Annotated in this window: 16 protein-coding genes; 8 read left to right on the forward strand and 8 right to left on the reverse strand. The window is 41.2% G+C overall.

All coding sequences use genetic code 11. The annotated features are described in order from the left end of the window. Window positions 1-42 precede the first annotated feature (42 nt). The 5 genes from CWB78_RS17800 to def all read right to left on the reverse strand — a co-directional run bounded on the left by CWB78_RS17800 (window position 43) and on the right by def (window position 6,626). Entirely contained in the window at window positions 43-2,193 is a 2,151-nt protein-coding gene (locus tag CWB78_RS17800; RefSeq protein WP_249930475.1) for a TonB-dependent siderophore receptor, read from the reverse strand. 192 nt (window positions 2,194-2,385) lie between these two features. Beyond that, a complete protein-coding gene (gene trkA / locus CWB78_RS17805; RefSeq protein WP_054202928.1) occupies window positions 2,386-3,762 on the reverse strand; it encodes a Trk system potassium transporter TrkA in 1,377 nt (458 codons plus the stop codon). An 84-nt stretch (window positions 3,763-3,846) separates the two neighbouring features. Further along, entirely contained in the window at window positions 3,847-5,142 is a 1,296-nt protein-coding gene (rsmB, locus tag CWB78_RS17810) for a 16S rRNA (cytosine(967)-C(5))-methyltransferase RsmB (protein ID WP_075169469.1), read from the reverse strand. Continuing rightward, the gene (gene fmt / locus CWB78_RS17815; RefSeq protein ID WP_075169468.1) at window positions 5,135-6,088 is read right to left on the reverse strand and encodes a methionyl-tRNA formyltransferase; all 954 of its coding nucleotides are present in this window, start codon (window positions 6,086-6,088) and stop codon (window positions 5,135-5,137) included. The genes rsmB and fmt overlap by 8 nt, the downstream gene beginning before the upstream one ends. Before the next feature lie 31 nt (window positions 6,089-6,119). Next, on the reverse strand, window positions 6,120-6,626 hold the full coding sequence (def, locus tag CWB78_RS17820) for a peptide deformylase (protein ID WP_138596756.1): 507 nt from the start codon (window positions 6,624-6,626) through the stop codon (window positions 6,120-6,122). A 119-nt stretch (window positions 6,627-6,745) separates the two neighbouring features. Here def and CWB78_RS17825 point away from each other — a divergent pair, with 119 nt between their 5' ends. The 6 genes from CWB78_RS17825 to hemF all read left to right on the forward strand — a co-directional run bounded on the left by CWB78_RS17825 (window position 6,746) and on the right by hemF (window position 11,656). Further along, window positions 6,746-7,867 (forward strand): LysM peptidoglycan-binding domain-containing protein, encoded by a 1,122-nt coding sequence (locus tag CWB78_RS17825; RefSeq protein ID WP_010392750.1) that lies wholly within the window; start codon window positions 6,746-6,748, stop codon window positions 7,865-7,867. Between the two features lie 28 nt (window positions 7,868-7,895). Next, on the forward strand, window positions 7,896-8,987 hold the full coding sequence (gene dprA / locus CWB78_RS17830) for a DNA-processing protein DprA (protein ID WP_138596758.1): 1,092 nt from the start codon (window positions 7,896-7,898) through the stop codon (window positions 8,985-8,987). Between the two features lies 1 nt (window position 8,988). After that, window positions 8,989-9,462 (forward strand): DUF494 family protein, encoded by a 474-nt coding sequence (locus CWB78_RS17835; protein ID WP_138596760.1) that lies wholly within the window; start codon window positions 8,989-8,991, stop codon window positions 9,460-9,462. A 111-nt stretch (window positions 9,463-9,573) separates the two neighbouring features. Further along, window positions 9,574-10,149 carry a DNA topoisomerase family protein gene (locus CWB78_RS17840; RefSeq protein ID WP_075169465.1) on the forward strand — a complete coding sequence of 192 codons (576 nt, stop codon included), beginning with the start codon at window positions 9,574-9,576 and terminating at the stop codon, window positions 10,147-10,149. 23 nt (window positions 10,150-10,172) lie between these two features. Continuing rightward, complete coding sequence (gene tsaC / locus CWB78_RS17845; protein ID WP_138596762.1) at window positions 10,173-10,736, forward strand: L-threonylcarbamoyladenylate synthase type 1 TsaC; 564 nt, start codon at window positions 10,173-10,175, stop codon at window positions 10,734-10,736. 2 nt (window positions 10,737-10,738) lie between these two features. Continuing rightward, window positions 10,739-11,656 carry an oxygen-dependent coproporphyrinogen oxidase gene (hemF, locus tag CWB78_RS17850; RefSeq protein ID WP_010392766.1) on the forward strand — a complete coding sequence of 306 codons (918 nt, stop codon included), beginning with the start codon at window positions 10,739-10,741 and terminating at the stop codon, window positions 11,654-11,656. Between the two features lie 46 nt (window positions 11,657-11,702). Here the strand turns inward: hemF and CWB78_RS17855 are convergent, their stop codons facing one another. Next, window positions 11,703-13,307, reverse strand: a complete 1,605-nt coding sequence (locus CWB78_RS17855) for a methyl-accepting chemotaxis protein (RefSeq protein WP_138596764.1) — start codon at window positions 13,305-13,307, stop codon at window positions 11,703-11,705. Between the two features lie 102 nt (window positions 13,308-13,409). Beyond that, entirely contained in the window at window positions 13,410-13,847 is a 438-nt protein-coding gene (locus tag CWB78_RS17860) for a group II truncated hemoglobin (protein WP_138596766.1), read from the reverse strand. A 52-nt stretch (window positions 13,848-13,899) separates the two neighbouring features. Between CWB78_RS17860 and aroE the strand changes: the two genes are divergently transcribed. Then, the gene (aroE, locus tag CWB78_RS17865; RefSeq protein ID WP_138596768.1) at window positions 13,900-14,724 is read left to right on the forward strand and encodes a shikimate dehydrogenase; all 825 of its coding nucleotides are present in this window, start codon (window positions 13,900-13,902) and stop codon (window positions 14,722-14,724) included. After that, window positions 14,721-14,975: a DUF1488 family protein gene (locus CWB78_RS17870; protein WP_008467093.1), complete on the forward strand. Its 255-nt coding sequence runs from the start codon at window positions 14,721-14,723 to the stop codon at window positions 14,973-14,975. The genes aroE and CWB78_RS17870 overlap by 4 nt, the downstream gene beginning before the upstream one ends. A 1-nt stretch (window position 14,976) precedes the next feature. On the opposite strand, the gene CWB78_RS17875 is transcribed toward CWB78_RS17870, so the two are convergent. Further along, window positions 14,977-15,516 carry a gamma carbonic anhydrase family protein gene (locus tag CWB78_RS17875; RefSeq protein ID WP_010392775.1) on the reverse strand — a complete coding sequence of 180 codons (540 nt, stop codon included), beginning with the start codon at window positions 15,514-15,516 and terminating at the stop codon, window positions 14,977-14,979. Window positions 15,517-16,000 lie beyond the last annotated feature (484 nt).

The following is a 16,000-nucleotide window of genomic DNA, read 5'->3' on the forward strand; positions in this document are numbered from 1 at the left end:
TCCACTAAAGCCGCTTAATAGTCAGCGGCTTTTTTGTGCTTGTTAGAGACTATATTTAAGTTGGAGAGAGAAGCTTCTTGGCTTGCCATAACGATATTGGTTATAGAACCCAATTTGACTGTAATAATGCTTATCAAATAAGTTATCGATATTTAGGCTTACAGATAATTGCTCATTCATTTGATAATTCGCCATTAGGCTGGCAATACCATAACTAGGCTGGTTTACCTCAACAGCACCATAAACAGGGTTGTTAACTTCATCATAGCTATTGCTTTGCCAGCGATAGCCACCACCTACTTTTAGATTGTCTAATGCACCTGAGAGTTGATAGCTAGTAAAAAGTTTAAATTGATCTTTTGGGTTGGTGGTATTTAATACCGTATTATCCGGTTTTTCGCCTTTACTATGGGTATAGCCAAAATAAGCGTTCCAGTTGTCGGTTAATTTTCCGTTGATTTCTAGCTCGTAGCCCTGAGTTAATGTGCCGTCAATGGGCTTGTAGATGGCCTGAAGTGTTTCTGCAATGGTATCTCCCGTGTACTCGCCTACATTATCTTGATAAATTTTAAATCCAGAAAGGGATATGTCTAAACGTTCATCAAGTACAGAAGCTTTTATGCCAAGTTCATAATTCTTACCTTCAATAGGGCTTAAATAATTTCCATTTTTATCAACTCGACTTTGTGGTGTAAAAATATCAGTGTAATTAGCATACAAAGCCCAACTCTGTGTTAGTTCATAAGTTGCTCCAAAATAATTAGTTAGTTCATCACTTATTTTATAATCATGCATGCGACCAAAATTATCTTGATTGGTTTGCCATTGATTTAACCGGCTTCCAACAATTAAAGACAAGGCATCGGTTATATTTAGTTGTGCAGCAACATAAAGCGCATCTTGTTTAGTTGTGCCATAAGAGCCGTAAGCCGCTTCTGACTGCCAATTTGGTTTTGCAATGCTATAACTAGAGTCAGTGAAATCGCCGATAATATAGTCACTTTGTTCACTAGCATAATAAGGGGTCGAAAACTGTTGCTCTTGGGTATTATAACCAAATAGCAGTTGGTGACTTTGGCCCAGCCAATTAAACCGACCATTGAGTTCGACCTCATAGGTATCCTGCGTTCTGTTTGCATCAATATAGTTTATAGAACCGGGTTTCATTCCAGTGTTGTTTATAGGATCGGGCTCTCCTTTTACCCAAAACACATCATAGTCTAGGTCGTTATCACCATAGACGTAATTAGCGGTTAGCTGCCAGTTAGCGTTAAAGTAATGCTCTAGGCGAATAAACGCATTAAGTGCATCGGTTCGAGAAGAGGCCCAATCTTGAGCCGTTGAAGCACCTCTATCATAAGCAGTGCGGGAGCCATCACTATAAAAAATAGGCAAACCACCTGACATTGTTCCTTTAGGGGTTGTCGATTGATTATCAATAGCAAGAGTCAATAAAGTACTGTTAGAAAGATCTGCCTCAATAATGCCATACAATGTTTGGCTGGTTTGCGAAAAGCGATCTTGATATGAGTGTCTATCTTGATAAGCAACAACAGCCCTTCCTCTTATACTTTCACTATTATTTATGCTTCCCGACACATCCACCATCGCACGGTAGTTGTCCCATGAGCCTAATGAAGCAGTAAGATTTATTTGAGTGTTTGCAGTTGGACGTTTACGTATCAAATTAATTGCTGCCGAAGGGTTACCTGCGCCCAGCATTAGCCCCGTTGCTCCTCTAACTATTTCGATACGCTCATAAATTGCGGTATCGGTTAGGTTATCTCCATAATTAAAGCGGGTGTCATAGGTGGTCGCTATGCCATCATAAAGTATGCTGGTGACACTAATACCTCGGGCTGAAATAGAAAACTTGCCATTATCTGCTTCTCGAGCATTTATGCCTGTCACACTGGTTATAGCTTCAATTGCGGTGTTTAGTTGTTGGTCTGCCATAAAATCACTTGTTATCGCTATCGTTGATTGCGGTGTTTGCAAATGTGATAGCTCAAGACCTGTTGCAGAGCTCATGGAATTAACTTTATAGCCGTTTGCTTGCTCTCCAATTACGGTTAACCTTTCGATATCTTCGCTAGTGTGGGCGAGCGTTTGAGTTGAAACTGCTGAAAGTAAAAGACCAACCAGAGTGTAATGAGTTACGGGAGAATTTTTCTTTGAGAGTAGGTGTATCATTTGAAATCCATTTTTATTTAAAAACGTGAAATTAACTTTTCACATCAGTAGATGTCGCTGCTTGATAATCGAGCAAGAAGAGACTAATGGATTTTTCTTTATTAGTAAATACCTTTGATAATGATTTTCATTTAGATTTAAGTGTTCTCCTTTTTACTTACAAGCATGTTGTGAATAAAAAGGAGGGATTACTTATAAAAAGATTGCGCTAACTTGGAATAACTTTTCAACCACGTTAATGTGCTTTTTATCAATTAAGAACATAATTACATGATCGCCTGATAGAATTATCGTGTCGTCGTGGGCAATTAGTACATCGTCATTACGTACAATTGCACCTATTGTGGTACCTGCTGGCAATTTAATATCTGCAATCGCGCGACCCACTACTTTAGATGTGTTTTCATCACCATGGGCAACTGCCTCTATGGCTTCTGCAGCCCCTTTACGCAGTGAATACACGTTTACAATGTCGCCTCGGCGCACGTGCGTAAGTAACGCAGAAATAGTCGCTTGTTGTGGTGAAATAGCAATATCTATTTCGCCGCCCTGTACTAAATCAACGTAAGCACCTCGTTGAATAAGCACCATGGTTTTTTGTGCCCCCATGCGTTTTGCGAGCATGGCCGACATAATATTCACTTCATCATCGTTAGTAACGGCAATAAAAACATCAACTTGTTCAATGTGTTCTTCAGAGAGCAGCTCTTGATCGGACGCATCACCACAAAATACCACGGTGTTGTCTAGCATTTCAGAGAGTTGCTCTGCGCGCTCTTTACTGCGTTCTAATAATTTAACGCTGTGGTTTCTTTCTAGTGAGCGAGCAAGGCCAGCACCAATGTTACCCCCACCGGCTATCATAATTTTTTTGTACGAGCGTTCCAGTTTTTGTAGCTCGTTCATTACCGCACGAATATGTTTGGTGGCGGCAATAAAAAATACTTCATCGTCGGCTTCTATTACGGTAGTACCCTGCGGTTTTATTGCTTTGCCTTGACGGTAAATAGCGGCTACCCGGGTTTCTACATTAGGAATATGTTGCTTAAGTGTAGATAGGGCATAGCCTACCAATAAACCGCCATAGTAGGCTTTTACAGCTACTAAAGAGAGCATGCCGTCGGCAAATTGTAATACCTGTAATGCACCAGGGTAATCTATCAAACGGCGAATATATTTAGTTACGAGTGCTTCTGGGGCTATGTAATGATCGACAGGTAAATCATCATTATGAAAGAGTTTTTCGCGGTATTTTAAATATTGCTCAGAGCGAATGCGGGCAATTTTGGTTGGCGTATTAAAAATACTGTAAGCAACTTGGCATGCCACCATGTTTACTTCATCTGAGCTGGTTACGGCGATAATCATATCGGCATCTTCAGCTCCTGCGCGACTCAATACGTCAGGGTGGGCGCCGTGGCCTGCAACACCTTGTAAATCGTATTTATCTTGCAGTTCACGCAAGCGGTTACCGTCGATATCAACTACGGTTATTTCGTTTTGTTCACCCACTAAGTTTTCTGCGAGTGTGCCGCCAACTTGCCCAGCACCGAGTATGATTATTTTCATTATGTACCCGTATTATTAATACTAATTACATCAAAATAATAACTACCTCAAAAGCGAGGTAGTTAAATGTGTTGCGTGGCAATACTAGGCTTTTTTAACTAATTTAGCGTAGTAAAAACCGTCACTTTCACCTGGTAACAGCTGTAAGCCTGGTGTGGTTTTTGTGTCTTCGCTGTGCAGAGGAATATGCTCCACATCGTCGTTATTAGCTAAAAACTTAGCAACTTGTTGTTGGTTTTCTTGAGGAAGTACCGAGCAAGTTGCATACACTAATGTGCCGCCTGGTTTTAACAATGGCCAAATGCTATCGAGTATATCGCCTTGTAGGGTCGATAAGTCGTTAATGTCGGATGCGCGACGTAGCCATTTTATATCTGGATGACGACGAATTACGCCCGTTGCAGAGCAGGGTACATCTAACAAAATACGATCAAACTGATCTTCATCCCACCAAGTGTGAGGTTGCGATGCATCACCACATTGTAAGTCGGCGCCCAAACCAATTCGTTCTAAGTTTTGTTTAACACGTTCTAATCGTGTGGCATCGCTATCAAGCGCGAGCACATCTGCATCGGCAAGCTCTAAAATATGGCAGGTTTTACCACCAGGCGCTGCACAGGCATCAAGTATTGCATCACCATTTTGTGGGTCTAGGTAGCGAGCTGCAAGCTGCGCTGCCGCATCTTGTACTGAACAAGCACCGGTATCAAACTCAGGAAGTGAAAACACATCGCGTGGTTTGCTTAGTTTAATGCCATCAATAAAATCAGGGTTTAGAGTGTGTTCAATATCGTTAGCGGTTAGCATTTCGCTATATTCTTGGGTGCTAAACTGCGATTGATTCACTCGCAGCCACATTGGCGCTTGCTGTTGGTTTGCTTCTAGAATGTCTTCCCAGTGATCTGGATAGGCTTCTTTTACTTGCTTTATAAACCAGTTTGGATGGTTGTATAAACATACCGGAATTTGTTTGGCTTTTTCTTCAAGCTCAACTTGCTGACGTTGAAAGCTTCGTAAAATGGCGTTAATAAGCCCTTTTAAGCCAAGAGCGCGCAATTGTTGTAACGCATTAACCGTTTCGCTAATTGCTGCATGCGGCGGTACACGCATGTGTTGTAGTTGGTAAATGCCCACATACAATAAAAACTGGAAAATACGACGTTTGCCTTTAAGCGGTTGCTCGACTAGATGCTGGCAATAATTTTCTAGGCTAGGTAAGTAACGTAATACTCCGTAGCAAATTTGCTGCAGTAAGGCTTTATCTTTAGGTGATAGGCCTTGGCTAGCGAAAGGAAGTTCTTGATTAAGCGATGCGCCTTTATCAACCACGTTATATAAAGTTTCAGCGGCTAGCGCTCTGACATTGCTTACATTACTCATTATTTTCGCCTAATACAGTGCCGGGTGTGACCCAATCGCTACGACCGTTTAAAAAATCATTAATTGCCATTGGCTTTTTGCCTTGTGGTTGTAATTCGCCAATAGATAAAGCGTGTTTACCACAAGCCACAACGATACCGTTTTTATCACTTGCTAAGACAGTGCCAGCTGCGCCTGATTGTTCAACCACACTTGCTTGGTATATTTTTACCGTATTACCACTCATTTGGGTAAAGCATACTGGCCATGGGTTAAAGGCACGAATGTTACGCTCGATTTGCTCGGCATCCATAGACCAATCAATGTTGGCTTCGTCTTTTGAGAGCTTTTTAGCGTAATTGGCATCGGTATCGTTTTGTGGTTCAGGCGTTATTTCCCCGTTGGCTAAACGATTTATGGTATCGATTAATGCATCAGGCCCGAGTTCAGCAAGCTTAGTGTATAAGCTGGCACTGGTTTCAGTATTATCAATAGGGCAGCGGCTAATATGCAGCATATCGCCGGTATCTAGCCCTTCATCCATTTGCATTATCGTTACACCAGTTTGCTGATCGCCTGCCCAAATAGCACGTTGAATAGGTGCGGCACCACGCCAGCGAGGTAAAATAGAACCATGCACATTTAAACACCCTAAACGCGGGGCATCTAAAATGGCTTTAGGTAAAATTAAACCGTAGGCAACCACAATCATAATATCGGCATTGAGGCTGTTTAATTCCTCAAGTGCTTCATCTGTTTTGAGAGATTGCGGCTGAAAAACAGGGAGGTCATGTTCTAGTGCAAGCGCTTTTACTTCACTGGCTTTTAGTTTTTTTCCGCGACCCGCTGGACGATCTGGTTGACTGTAAACGCCCACAATTTGGTGTTCACTATTGATGAGTGCTTGCAGATGGCGTGCAGCAAAGTCCGGCGTACCGGCAAATATAATGCGTAATGGTTGTGTCACTGAGTTTCCTAATTATTTACTAAGGTGCTTATTATTGCGCTGCAAACTTCGCTTCTTTTTCAAGCTTTTTACGGATGCGTTGGCGCTTTAATGGAGATAAATAATCAATAAATAATTTACCTTGAAGGTGATCAAGCTCATGCTGAATACAAATCGCTAATAATTCGTCGGCATCAAGAATAAACTCTTTACCTTCTTCGTTGAGTGCAGCCACGGTGACGGTTTCTGCGCGATCAACTTTTGCGTACGAGTGAGGAACTGATAAACAGCCTTCTTCGCTCACGGTAGAGCCATCTTTTTTGATAATTTGTGGATTGATAAGTATTAGCGGTTCATCGCGCTCTTCTGATACATCGATCACCACAATACGTTGATGAATATCAACTTGCGTAGCAGCAAGTCCAATACCATTTTCATCGTACATAGTTTCTAGCATATCTTTGACGATTTCACGTACTTGGTCGTCAACAACAGTTACTTCTTTTGCGATTGTACGTAAACGTTCATCTGGAAATCTTAAAACTTCTAACCTAGCCATAGTTACCTTTTACACTTATGCTTAAATTTAGGGTATCGTATGTTCTTATTTTAGCCATTCACGTTCCCCTTTAACAGGTTTTGATTAATAATAATGAAAAAACACTATGAGGAAGCTCAATGAAATCTCCATTCATTGCAATAATACTTGCATTAGGTGCTGCTTTTCCTGTTCTAGCAGATGTATTAACTATAAAAAAAGACGCTCCTAAACAATACGTTGTAAAAAAAGGTGACACGCTTTGGGATATCTCAGCGATATATTTAAACGAGCCGTGGCTTTGGCCTGAGTTATGGCAAATGAACCCGCAAATAGACAACCCTCATCTTATTTACCCGGGCGATGCGTTAGCATTAATTTACGATGCAGACGGTAATCCGCGTTTAGTGATTAATAAAGCGTATAGAAAGCTATCACCTATGGGGCGTATTACACCTAAAGGGAAAGACGCTATCACCACGTTACCGCTTGAGTTGATTAAACCGTATTTGTCGTTTGAACAAGCGATAAACAGCGATACGATAAAAGAAAAACCCTACATTTTGGGTGCCAACGAAAATACCAAAACCCAAACAATCGATCATATTTTATATGTTAAAGGTAACTTAAAGCGCAATCAGGCTTATGCTATTTACCATGAAGGGGCGCCTTACACCGATCCTAAAACAGGTGAAAAGCTAGCGAGTAGAGCATCTTATGTAGGTATGGCTCGCGCTTTTAGAGCTGGTGATGCGGCTAATGGTGAACCTGCCTCAGTCAGAGTTGAATCAGTTAAGCGCGAAATCAAGCAAGGTGATTTTTTATTACCCGCGATGGAAGGACAGATGTTGCCGGTGTATTTTAATATGCATCGTCCTACCCAGCCGTTGCAGGGTCATGTAATTGCCTCTCCCCGTGAAGTGAGAGAATTTAGCACGATGGATGTGGTGGTGCTAAACTTAGGCTCTGAACAACAAGTTGAAGTAGGTCATGTAATTGATATTGAACGTCAATCACCTAAAGTAATTGATGGCGCTCGAGGTCCGCGTTATACAGAAGACTCAAGTCGTTTAGAAAAACTAGTATCCGCTACTAGCGAGTTGTTTGGCTCAGAGAGCGACGAAGATAGCATTACGTGGAAAATGCCAGCCGAAAAAGTTGGTGAAATGATTATTTTTAAAGTGTATGACAAAGTTAGTTATGCACTCATCACTAAAAATCAGTACCCAATTCGCATTGGAGATTTAGCAGTTATTCATTAAGTAGCGAGTCGGTGTTCTAGGAGGGAACATGGAGCAATCGTGTGGCAAGTTAAATCATTGGCTTGCCTTTTACTTATGCAAGGGGTTAGGGATTAAAACGCTCTTAGCCCTGTCTAAACAATACAGCTTAGCATCGCTGTTTTCTTTATCGCAAAGTGAGTTGGTTACGTTGGGTTTAACGGCTCACCAAGCTAGCAATTTACTTAACACGAACTGGCAGCAAGTTGCACATTATGAGCAGTTGATCAGCCAACAAAACATTATTGTTATTAGTATTTTTGATACCACCTACCCAGAATATCTCAAACAAATAGCTAGTGCGCCATTATTACTTTTTTGTAAAGGAGATATCAGCTTGCTGGCTTCGCCGCAAATAGCCATTGTTGGCAGCCGAAACGCAACGACTACGGGGCTTGAAATTGCTGCTGAGTTTGCGCATCAGCTAACGCTTGCTGGCATAACAGTAACCTCAGGTATGGCGCGTGGCATTGACGGCGCTGCCCATAAAGGGGCATTGTCAGGAAATGGTAAAACCATTGCAGTGCTAGGGACAGGCGTTGATATTTACTATCCTAAACGCCATAAGTTACTCACAGAGCAAGTATTAGCAACAGGCTTATTGGTTAGTGAGTTTTTGCCTGGTACGGCTGCCAATGCGCACAACTTTCCACGGCGCAATCGTATTATTTCAGGGCTCTCTTTAGGCGTTTTAATTGTTGAAGCCGAAATTAAAAGCGGCTCATTAATTACGGTACGTTACGCGCTTGAACAAAATAAAGAAGTTTTTGCGGTACCCGGTTCAATTAAAAATCCGCTTGCACAAGCTAGCCACTTTTTAATTAAGCAAGGTGCTAAGCTGGTTGAGAACGTCGCAGATATCCTTGATGAGATGAACTTTTCATACCCTTCTGGTCTAAACTATAAAGAGTTAACTGATGCTGTAACCTCAGATTGCGAGGTACTTAATAGTATTGGGTTTGAGGTGACCAGTGTGGACGATATTATGCGTCGAGTGCAGTGGCCAATTGATAAAGTACAAGCGCGATTGCTTGATTTAGAGTTAGACGATCAAATTGAGCGAGTATTAGACGGCTATATAAAATTAAGCGCTGGAGGATAATATGTTTGATATTCTTATGTATTTATTTGAAAACTATGTTCACAGCGAAAGCGATGTTTTTGTTGAGCAAAGTAAGCTTACTGATGAGCTACTGCGCGCTGGGTTTAACAAGCCGGAAATAAACAAAGCTATTGACTGGTTAGATCAACTTGCCGCATTACAATATAGTAATGAGTCGCCTTATTTATTAGCCACTGAGCAGCATGCAGTGCGAATCTTTACCGATAATGAGTGTCGCGTTCTTGATACTGAATGCCGTGGCTTTTTAATGTTTGTTGAACAAACCGGCGTTATTAATAGCACCACTCGTGAAATGGTGATGGATCGTTTGGCGGCGCTTGATAATTCAGCCATTACTTTAGAAGATTTAAAATGGTTAATTTTGATGGTGTTATTTAATGCCCCTGATTCTCAGCAGGCGTATGAGCAAATGGAAGATCTTATTTTTGATGAGCCTAGCGAAGTGTTACATTAACCATTATTGGGTGTTTTATTATTTTCAGCGTTAACAAACCGACCGCCATAGCTTGTATCTTTAAGGGTTTTGGGTATATTAGGCGAAAATTCACCAACCACTAGGATTTACATGAGTAAAATCGATCATTCACTTTTCTCGGCCAATAAACACGCCCTAGAAAAAGAATATGAGATATGCCCGCAATGTGGTTCAGAACTTGTGATTCGTAATAGTAAGTCGGGGCCTTTTTTAGGCTGCGCTAGTTACCCCAAGTGCGATTTTATTCGCCCGCTTGCCCATCATGATAGCAATGAAATAAAAGTACTTGAGGACAGCGAGTGTCCAGAGTGCAGCAAGCCGCTGGTGGTGAAAAATGGTCGCTACGGTATGTTTATTGGTTGTACGGGTTATCCTGAATGCCACTATATTGCCAGTGAGCATGACGATACGCCAAGTGAAGAGCCTGTGATTAGTTGCCCTAAATGTAAAAAAGGGCATTTAGTTTCACGCAGTAATAAGTTTGGTAAAGTATTCTATTCCTGCGACTGTTACCCAAGCTGTAAATATACGCTTAATCATAAACCTGTAGCTCAAGCGTGTCCTGTATGTGACTGGCCAGTTGTTACTGAGAAAAAAGCCGCGAGTGGTGTTGTGTTACAATGCCCACAAAAAAGCTGTATGCATAAGTTTGCTGCCACTGAATAACATAAATATCTCTGGAGACAATTTTGTCTGACCTTTCTTCTTTATCTGCTGCAATAACAAGCTTAGAACAAGGCGATGTTATTTTATACCCAACTGAAGCTGTTTATGGCTTAGGTTGCGATCCTGACAATCAACAGGCGGTGGAACGTTTACTTGATATTAAACAACGCCCAGTTGAAAAAGGGCTTATTTTAATTGCTGACAATTACGGGCAATTATTAAAGTACGTGGATGACGCTAAGTTGCCCATGGAAAAACGCGCTGATATTTTTTCAAGTTGGCCTGGTGCTATTACTTGGGTTATGCCTGCAGCTAAAACCACGCCGAAGTGGTTAACAGGGCAATTTGATACTATTGCAGTGAGAGTAACTAACCATCCTACAGTTAAACGTTTATGCCAAGAGTTTGGTAAACCATTGGTATCAACAAGTGCAAATTTAACTGGTCAAGCAACGGTAACAAGTATTGTTGAGGCGCAGCAGCAGTTTGCAGAGCAGGTTAGTTTTTATGTTGATGAACCATTAGGTGGTAATACACAACCTAGCACCATTAAAGATGCCACAACAGGCAATATATTCAGAGGTTAACTATGCAAAGCGAATTATTAAAACAAGTAAAAGCCTACTTTATGGCTTTGCAAGATACCATTTGCCAAGGCTTAGAAGCAGCAGATGGGAAAGCACAATTTGTTGAAGATAGCTGGCAGCGAGAAGAGGGCGGCGGTGGTCGTACTCGCGTTATCACCAATGGTAATGTGATTGAGCAAGGCGGAGTTAATTACTCTCATGTATTTGGTGCCTCTATGCCGGGCTCTGCGACTGCACATAGACCTGAACTTGCAGGACGTAGTTTTCATGCGTGTGGTGTATCGTTAGTGATTCATCCTAAAAACCCACATATACCAACAAGCCATGCCAATGTACGCTTTTTTATTGCCGAAAAAGAAGGTGAAGAACCGATTTGGTGGTTTGGTGGTGGTTTTGATTTAACCCCGTTTTACCCTGTACTTGAAGATGTAGTGCATTGGCACCAAGTTGCGCACGATGTGTGTCAGCCATTTGGCGATGATGTTTATCCAAAATATAAAAAATGGTGTGACGAATACTTTTATTTAAAACATCGTGATGAAACCCGCGGCGTAGGCGGCTTATTTTTTGACGATTTAAATGAGTTAGGTTTTGAGCAAAGCTTTGCATTTATGCAATCGGTGGGTAATGGCTTTTTAGATGCTTACGTTCCTATTATTGAACGTCGTAAAAACGATGAGTACACCGAGCAGCAGCGCGACTTCCAATTATACCGCCGTGGTCGTTATGTTGAGTTTAATTTAGTCTGGGACCGTGGCACATTGTTTGGTTTACAAAGCGGTGGCCGTACGGAATCTATTTTAATGTCGATGCCACCTTTAGCCCGTTGGGAGTATAACTATACCCCAGCCGAAGACAGCGCAGAGGCATTACTATATAAAGATTTCTTAAAGCCTCGAGATTGGTTAGCACTGGGCTAAGAATGATATGCCAGTCAATAAGCTACTTATTGACTGGCTTTTAAAATTATTGTTTAAGTTTAAAACTGCGTACCTGCTCATCTAACGAACGAGCTAAATTGAGTAACTCTTCACTGACTTTTTGATTTTCATCGGCATCCACTAATGATTGCTCGGCGTTATCGCTAATACCAACAACACTTATATTTATTTCTTCAGCAGCTTGGTTTTGTTGCTCTGTTGCATCGGCTATTTGTATATTGAGCTCATTTATTTCATTCATTTGCCCTGAAATATCTTTTAAAGCTTGTGCAACTTGCTGTACTTGTTGCGCTCTTTCGTCTGCCTCTGCACAGGACTCCCCCATGGTTTTAACGGTTTGCGCGGCTTCTGACTGCAGCTTATCAATTGTGCGACGTATTTCATCGGTAGATGCATGAGTTCGAGTTGCTAAAGTACGTACTTCATCAGCAACAACGGCAAAGCCTCGGCCAGCTTCACCTGCACGGGCAGCTTCAATGGCAGCATTAAGCGCTAATAAATTTGTTTGCTCGGCGATACTGCTGATCACCTCAAGTACTTTTCCCACTTCAAGCGTTTGCTCTTGTAGTTGTCTCACTTGATCTGCCGCTTGGCGTACATCTTCTGCTAACTGATTGATACTGAGTTCGGTTTGCTCAGCAACCTGCATGCTTTGTTGTGCTAGTTCATTACTGTTCTCAGATTTTTCTTGAGCAAAATGAGTGGTGTTTCTTACTTCATTGGATGAGCATTCTAGTTCATTAATTGCTGCGGCCACCGAATCGGTACTTTTCTTTTGTTCTAAAATAGCGCGCTCAGTGGTATCGGCCGAGGTATAAATTTTCTCTGCTGAATGAATAAGTACTTTTGAAGAGTGAGATACCTGAGCAATATTATCTTTAAACGTAGCAATCATTTGGTTAAAGCTAGTGGCAAGCCAGCCGAGTTCATCTTCGGCGTTATCTTCAATGCGTAAGGTTAAATCTTTATTGGTAGTGGCTAAGTGCATTGCATGGCCGAGCTTTTTAAGGCGCACTATAAATATTTTTCTAAACACTATACCTAGCAGCACAAAGGCAATAATAAAAATAGTAGAAAGTAGGCTGGTGGTTACTAAGGTGTTGTAAGTTACCTCATTATCAATATCAGCTAAGGAATAACTAATTTTTACCACGCCTAGTACATCGCCTTCTTGCGCTTGGTGGCAGCCTAAACAGTTAGTACCTTTATAATCAGAGCTAGCATACATAGGGCGAAGGTAGGTCATACTGCGGCTATCGGTGTTTTGCTCTATAAATAAGCTTTCTTTACCCTTTAGTGCTTCGCGTTCGTTGTTATTACTTGCTGTTTGGTTTTTATTTCCGGCACCATACAGATTATTAACTATATCGGAGCGAATAATATGAGCATCTTCTATATTAGGGTGTTTGCGTAGCTTTTGGCTCAATAATTCTCGATTAGCCATAGTACCGGTTAGCATCATGGTGTTTATTGAATCAAAATAATTATCGGCAAGCAGCTTAATGTTTTCTGCCACCGTATCCTGGGCGAGCGTGCGCTGTTGGCTAGCACTACTAAAAATACTGGCTATTAATACAATAACGCCAGTTAGAGCTAATAAAGCATAAATTTTATGTTGGATTGATTTCACACGCGCCACGCTTTTCTAATTATTTGATAGGGTATTATCTATATTTTAGAAAAGCGGATTTTGACTTAGCGCAAATAATCCCCAATTAAAGAACGAGGTAGGTTAATGCTGGTTAATCATATGGCTGGCAAGCTGAGCCAGTGATTGACGTAAGCCTTCGCGTAACACAGGGTTATCTATTTCTATATCTAAGGTCTTATTCATGCAATACATCCACTGATCACGTAAGTCTTGATCAATAGGGAACGGCATATGGCGTTTACGCAGCATCGGGTGGCCGTATTTTTCTACAAATAGGTCAGGCCCACCAAGCCAACCGGATAAAAACTCAAAAAATACTTGGCGAATTCTGTCTAATGGTTGAGGATGCATATCATATAACGGTTTAGCGTATTCATCACTGGCCATTATATCGTAGAATCTATTAGCAATTGCACGCGTGGGGGCTTCTCCACCAATGATTTCATACGGGGTTTTATCTGGCGTAGGTGCTTGCGTAGTTGTAGACGGCTTTGATCTTGAAAAGAGTCTTTTAATCATAAGTTTATCATCGTTAATAGGCAGTACTAAAACTGCGAAGAGGTTGTTTAAAATGGACAAATATGCGGTTTTTGGAAATCCAATCAAACATTCAAAATCTCCCATTATTCATCAGCAGTTTGCAAAATCATTGGGAGAGCAAATCGACTATCGCGCAATATTAGCACCTATCGATGGATTTGAAAAAACAGTCGCTGCTTTTTTTGAGCAAGGAGGAAAAGGCGCCAATGTCACTGTTCCTTTTAAAGAGCAGGCTTTTGCTTTAGCCGATGAACTCACCCCAGTTGCTAAACTGGCAGGCGCAGTGAACACCCTTAAAAAGCGCGATGATGGCAGTTTACTCGGTGATAACACTGATGGCACTGGTTTTGTTAACGACTTACTGACCAATAAAATAACGATAACAGGTAAACGCCTGTTGATCATTGGTGCGGGTGGCGCTGCTCGAGGAGTGATCTTACCTTTACTAGAGCAACATCCTGCAGAGATAGTTATTGTTAATCGCACAGTACACAAAGCCCAAATATTGGCAAAGCTCTTTACTGGGCATGGCAATGTTTCGGGATATGGTTTTGACGACCTTCCTTTTACTGATTATCATTTAGTTATTAACTCAACCTCGAGCAGCATGAATAACGAATTACCTGCGTTAAGCGAAAAGCACTTAAGCACATGTGAAATGGCTTATGATATGTTTTACGCCACGCAAAATACGCTATTCATGAATTGGGTCAGCGAACACAATAAAGCAGCTAAGCTATTAGATGGCAGTGGTATGCTAGTAGGCCAAGCCGCACAAGCTTATTATGTATGGCGAAATAAAATGCCTGAGATTGTTCCTGTTATTACTGCACTAAAGCAGGGAGTGCTTAAATGAATCAAGCAATACAGTTTATAGATCGACTCGAATTTAGAGAGCCAACTCATCAATTAGTTTTTTTTGCACAAGTAAATGGCATGCTAGTTGAGTGTGTGATTGCTGTCAGTAGTTTAAATTTAGCCGATGAGAGTCATGCAACGCGTTATTTTGAGCAATACCGTTTTGATTATGAAGAACGTGCCGAGCAGCTTATCGAAGATGAATGCTATAACTCGGCAGGTCAAATAGAAGTGAGTTTAGTTAGTTAAATTAACTAGCATCTTCAGCTAAGTATTCATCTTTAAGCTGCACGTAATTATCAGCAGACACTTTTAAAAAGCTCAGCTCTTGCTCTGTTAATGGGCGAGCTTGTTTTGCTGGGCTACCTACATATAAAAAACCAGATTCTAAACGCTTATTAGGGGGTACTAAAGCACCGCCACCAATAATTACCTCATCTTCTACAATCACATTATCCATAATAATAGCGCCCATACCCACAAGTATACGATTACCTAATACGCAGCCATGCAGCATTACCTTATGACCAACGGTTACATCATCACCAATAATAAGTGGGTAGCCGTCTGGATTATTCTTTGTTGCTCTTGATAAGTGTAAAACGCTGCCATCTTGTATATTAGTACGTTGACCAATACGAATATGGTTAACATCACCGCGGGCAGCAACTAACGGCCATACACTGCTATCATCACCTATAGTGATATCACCGACTAATACAGACGACTCGTCTACATAAACAGATTCATTAAACGCAGGAGTGATTCCTTTATAAGAACGTATTGCCATATATGCACCTTTAAATTAAACATATTAAGAGTATTAGTGTAACAGTAGCGCTTATTTTAGTGCCAGCAAAGCCTATATTGATTATAAAACTACCAGTTTCACCTGCTTTCGCTCAGATACTAACCGAACAGTGTGTTTTTTTAGTTTTTCTTTAAAAAAGTACTTGCGTAAAAATCTGTTCTCCCTATAATGCGACCCCACTGAGACGGGGAACGCCAACGCATAGCGAGGCACGAACTACTCAGAGAGTTAAATAAAACTTGAGTTTAAATCATCGTAAGAAAGTTTAAAATTAAGTGTTGACTCGAAAAATAAAGGATGTATTATACGCATCCCTAGCGACAACGTCGCAACGTTCTTTAACAATATAAAGCAATCATCTGTGTGGGCACTCGTACAGATTGAGTTCTAACAGCCAAGCTTAGTTTGCTAAGTGAGGCAAACAAATTTAGAGTCTCAATTGAAACTGAGTGACCAACAGAAT

Origin of the sequence: Pseudoalteromonas sp. S1612, assembly GCF_005887175.1 — a bacterium.
GTDB lineage: Bacteria > Pseudomonadota > Gammaproteobacteria > Enterobacterales > Alteromonadaceae > Pseudoalteromonas > Pseudoalteromonas undina.

What these genes read in the sequence shown, in the direction of transcription:
- CWB78_RS17800 (WP_249930475.1), bottom strand. Translation starts at nt 2,193, where the DNA reads ATGATACACCTACTCTCAAAGAAAAATTCTCCCGTAACTCATTACACT.
- trkA (WP_054202928.1), bottom strand. Translation starts at nt 3,762, where the DNA reads ATGAAAATAATCATACTCGGTGCTGGGCAAGTTGGCGGCACACTCGCA.
- rsmB (WP_075169469.1), bottom strand. Translation starts at nt 5,142, where the DNA reads ATGAGTAATGTAAGCAATGTCAGAGCGCTAGCCGCTGAAACTTTATAT.
- def (WP_138596756.1), bottom strand. Translation starts at nt 6,626, where the DNA reads ATGGCTAGGTTAGAAGTTTTAAGATTTCCAGATGAACGTTTACGTACA.
- CWB78_RS17825 (WP_010392750.1), top strand. Translation starts at nt 6,746, where the DNA reads ATGAAATCTCCATTCATTGCAATAATACTTGCATTAGGTGCTGCTTTT.
- dprA (WP_138596758.1), top strand. Translation starts at nt 7,896, where the DNA reads ATGGAGCAATCGTGTGGCAAGTTAAATCATTGGCTTGCCTTTTACTTA.
- CWB78_RS17835 (WP_138596760.1), top strand. Translation starts at nt 8,989, where the DNA reads ATGTTTGATATTCTTATGTATTTATTTGAAAACTATGTTCACAGCGAA.
- CWB78_RS17840 (WP_075169465.1), top strand. Translation starts at nt 9,574, where the DNA reads ATGAGTAAAATCGATCATTCACTTTTCTCGGCCAATAAACACGCCCTA.
- hemF (WP_010392766.1), top strand. Translation starts at nt 10,739, where the DNA reads ATGCAAAGCGAATTATTAAAACAAGTAAAAGCCTACTTTATGGCTTTG.
- CWB78_RS17860 (WP_138596766.1), bottom strand. Translation starts at nt 13,847, where the DNA reads ATGATTAAAAGACTCTTTTCAAGATCAAAGCCGTCTACAACTACGCAA.
- aroE (WP_138596768.1), top strand. Translation starts at nt 13,900, where the DNA reads ATGGACAAATATGCGGTTTTTGGAAATCCAATCAAACATTCAAAATCT.
- CWB78_RS17870 (WP_008467093.1), top strand. Translation starts at nt 14,721, where the DNA reads ATGAATCAAGCAATACAGTTTATAGATCGACTCGAATTTAGAGAGCCA.
- CWB78_RS17875 (WP_010392775.1), bottom strand. Translation starts at nt 15,516, where the DNA reads ATGGCAATACGTTCTTATAAAGGAATCACTCCTGCGTTTAATGAATCT.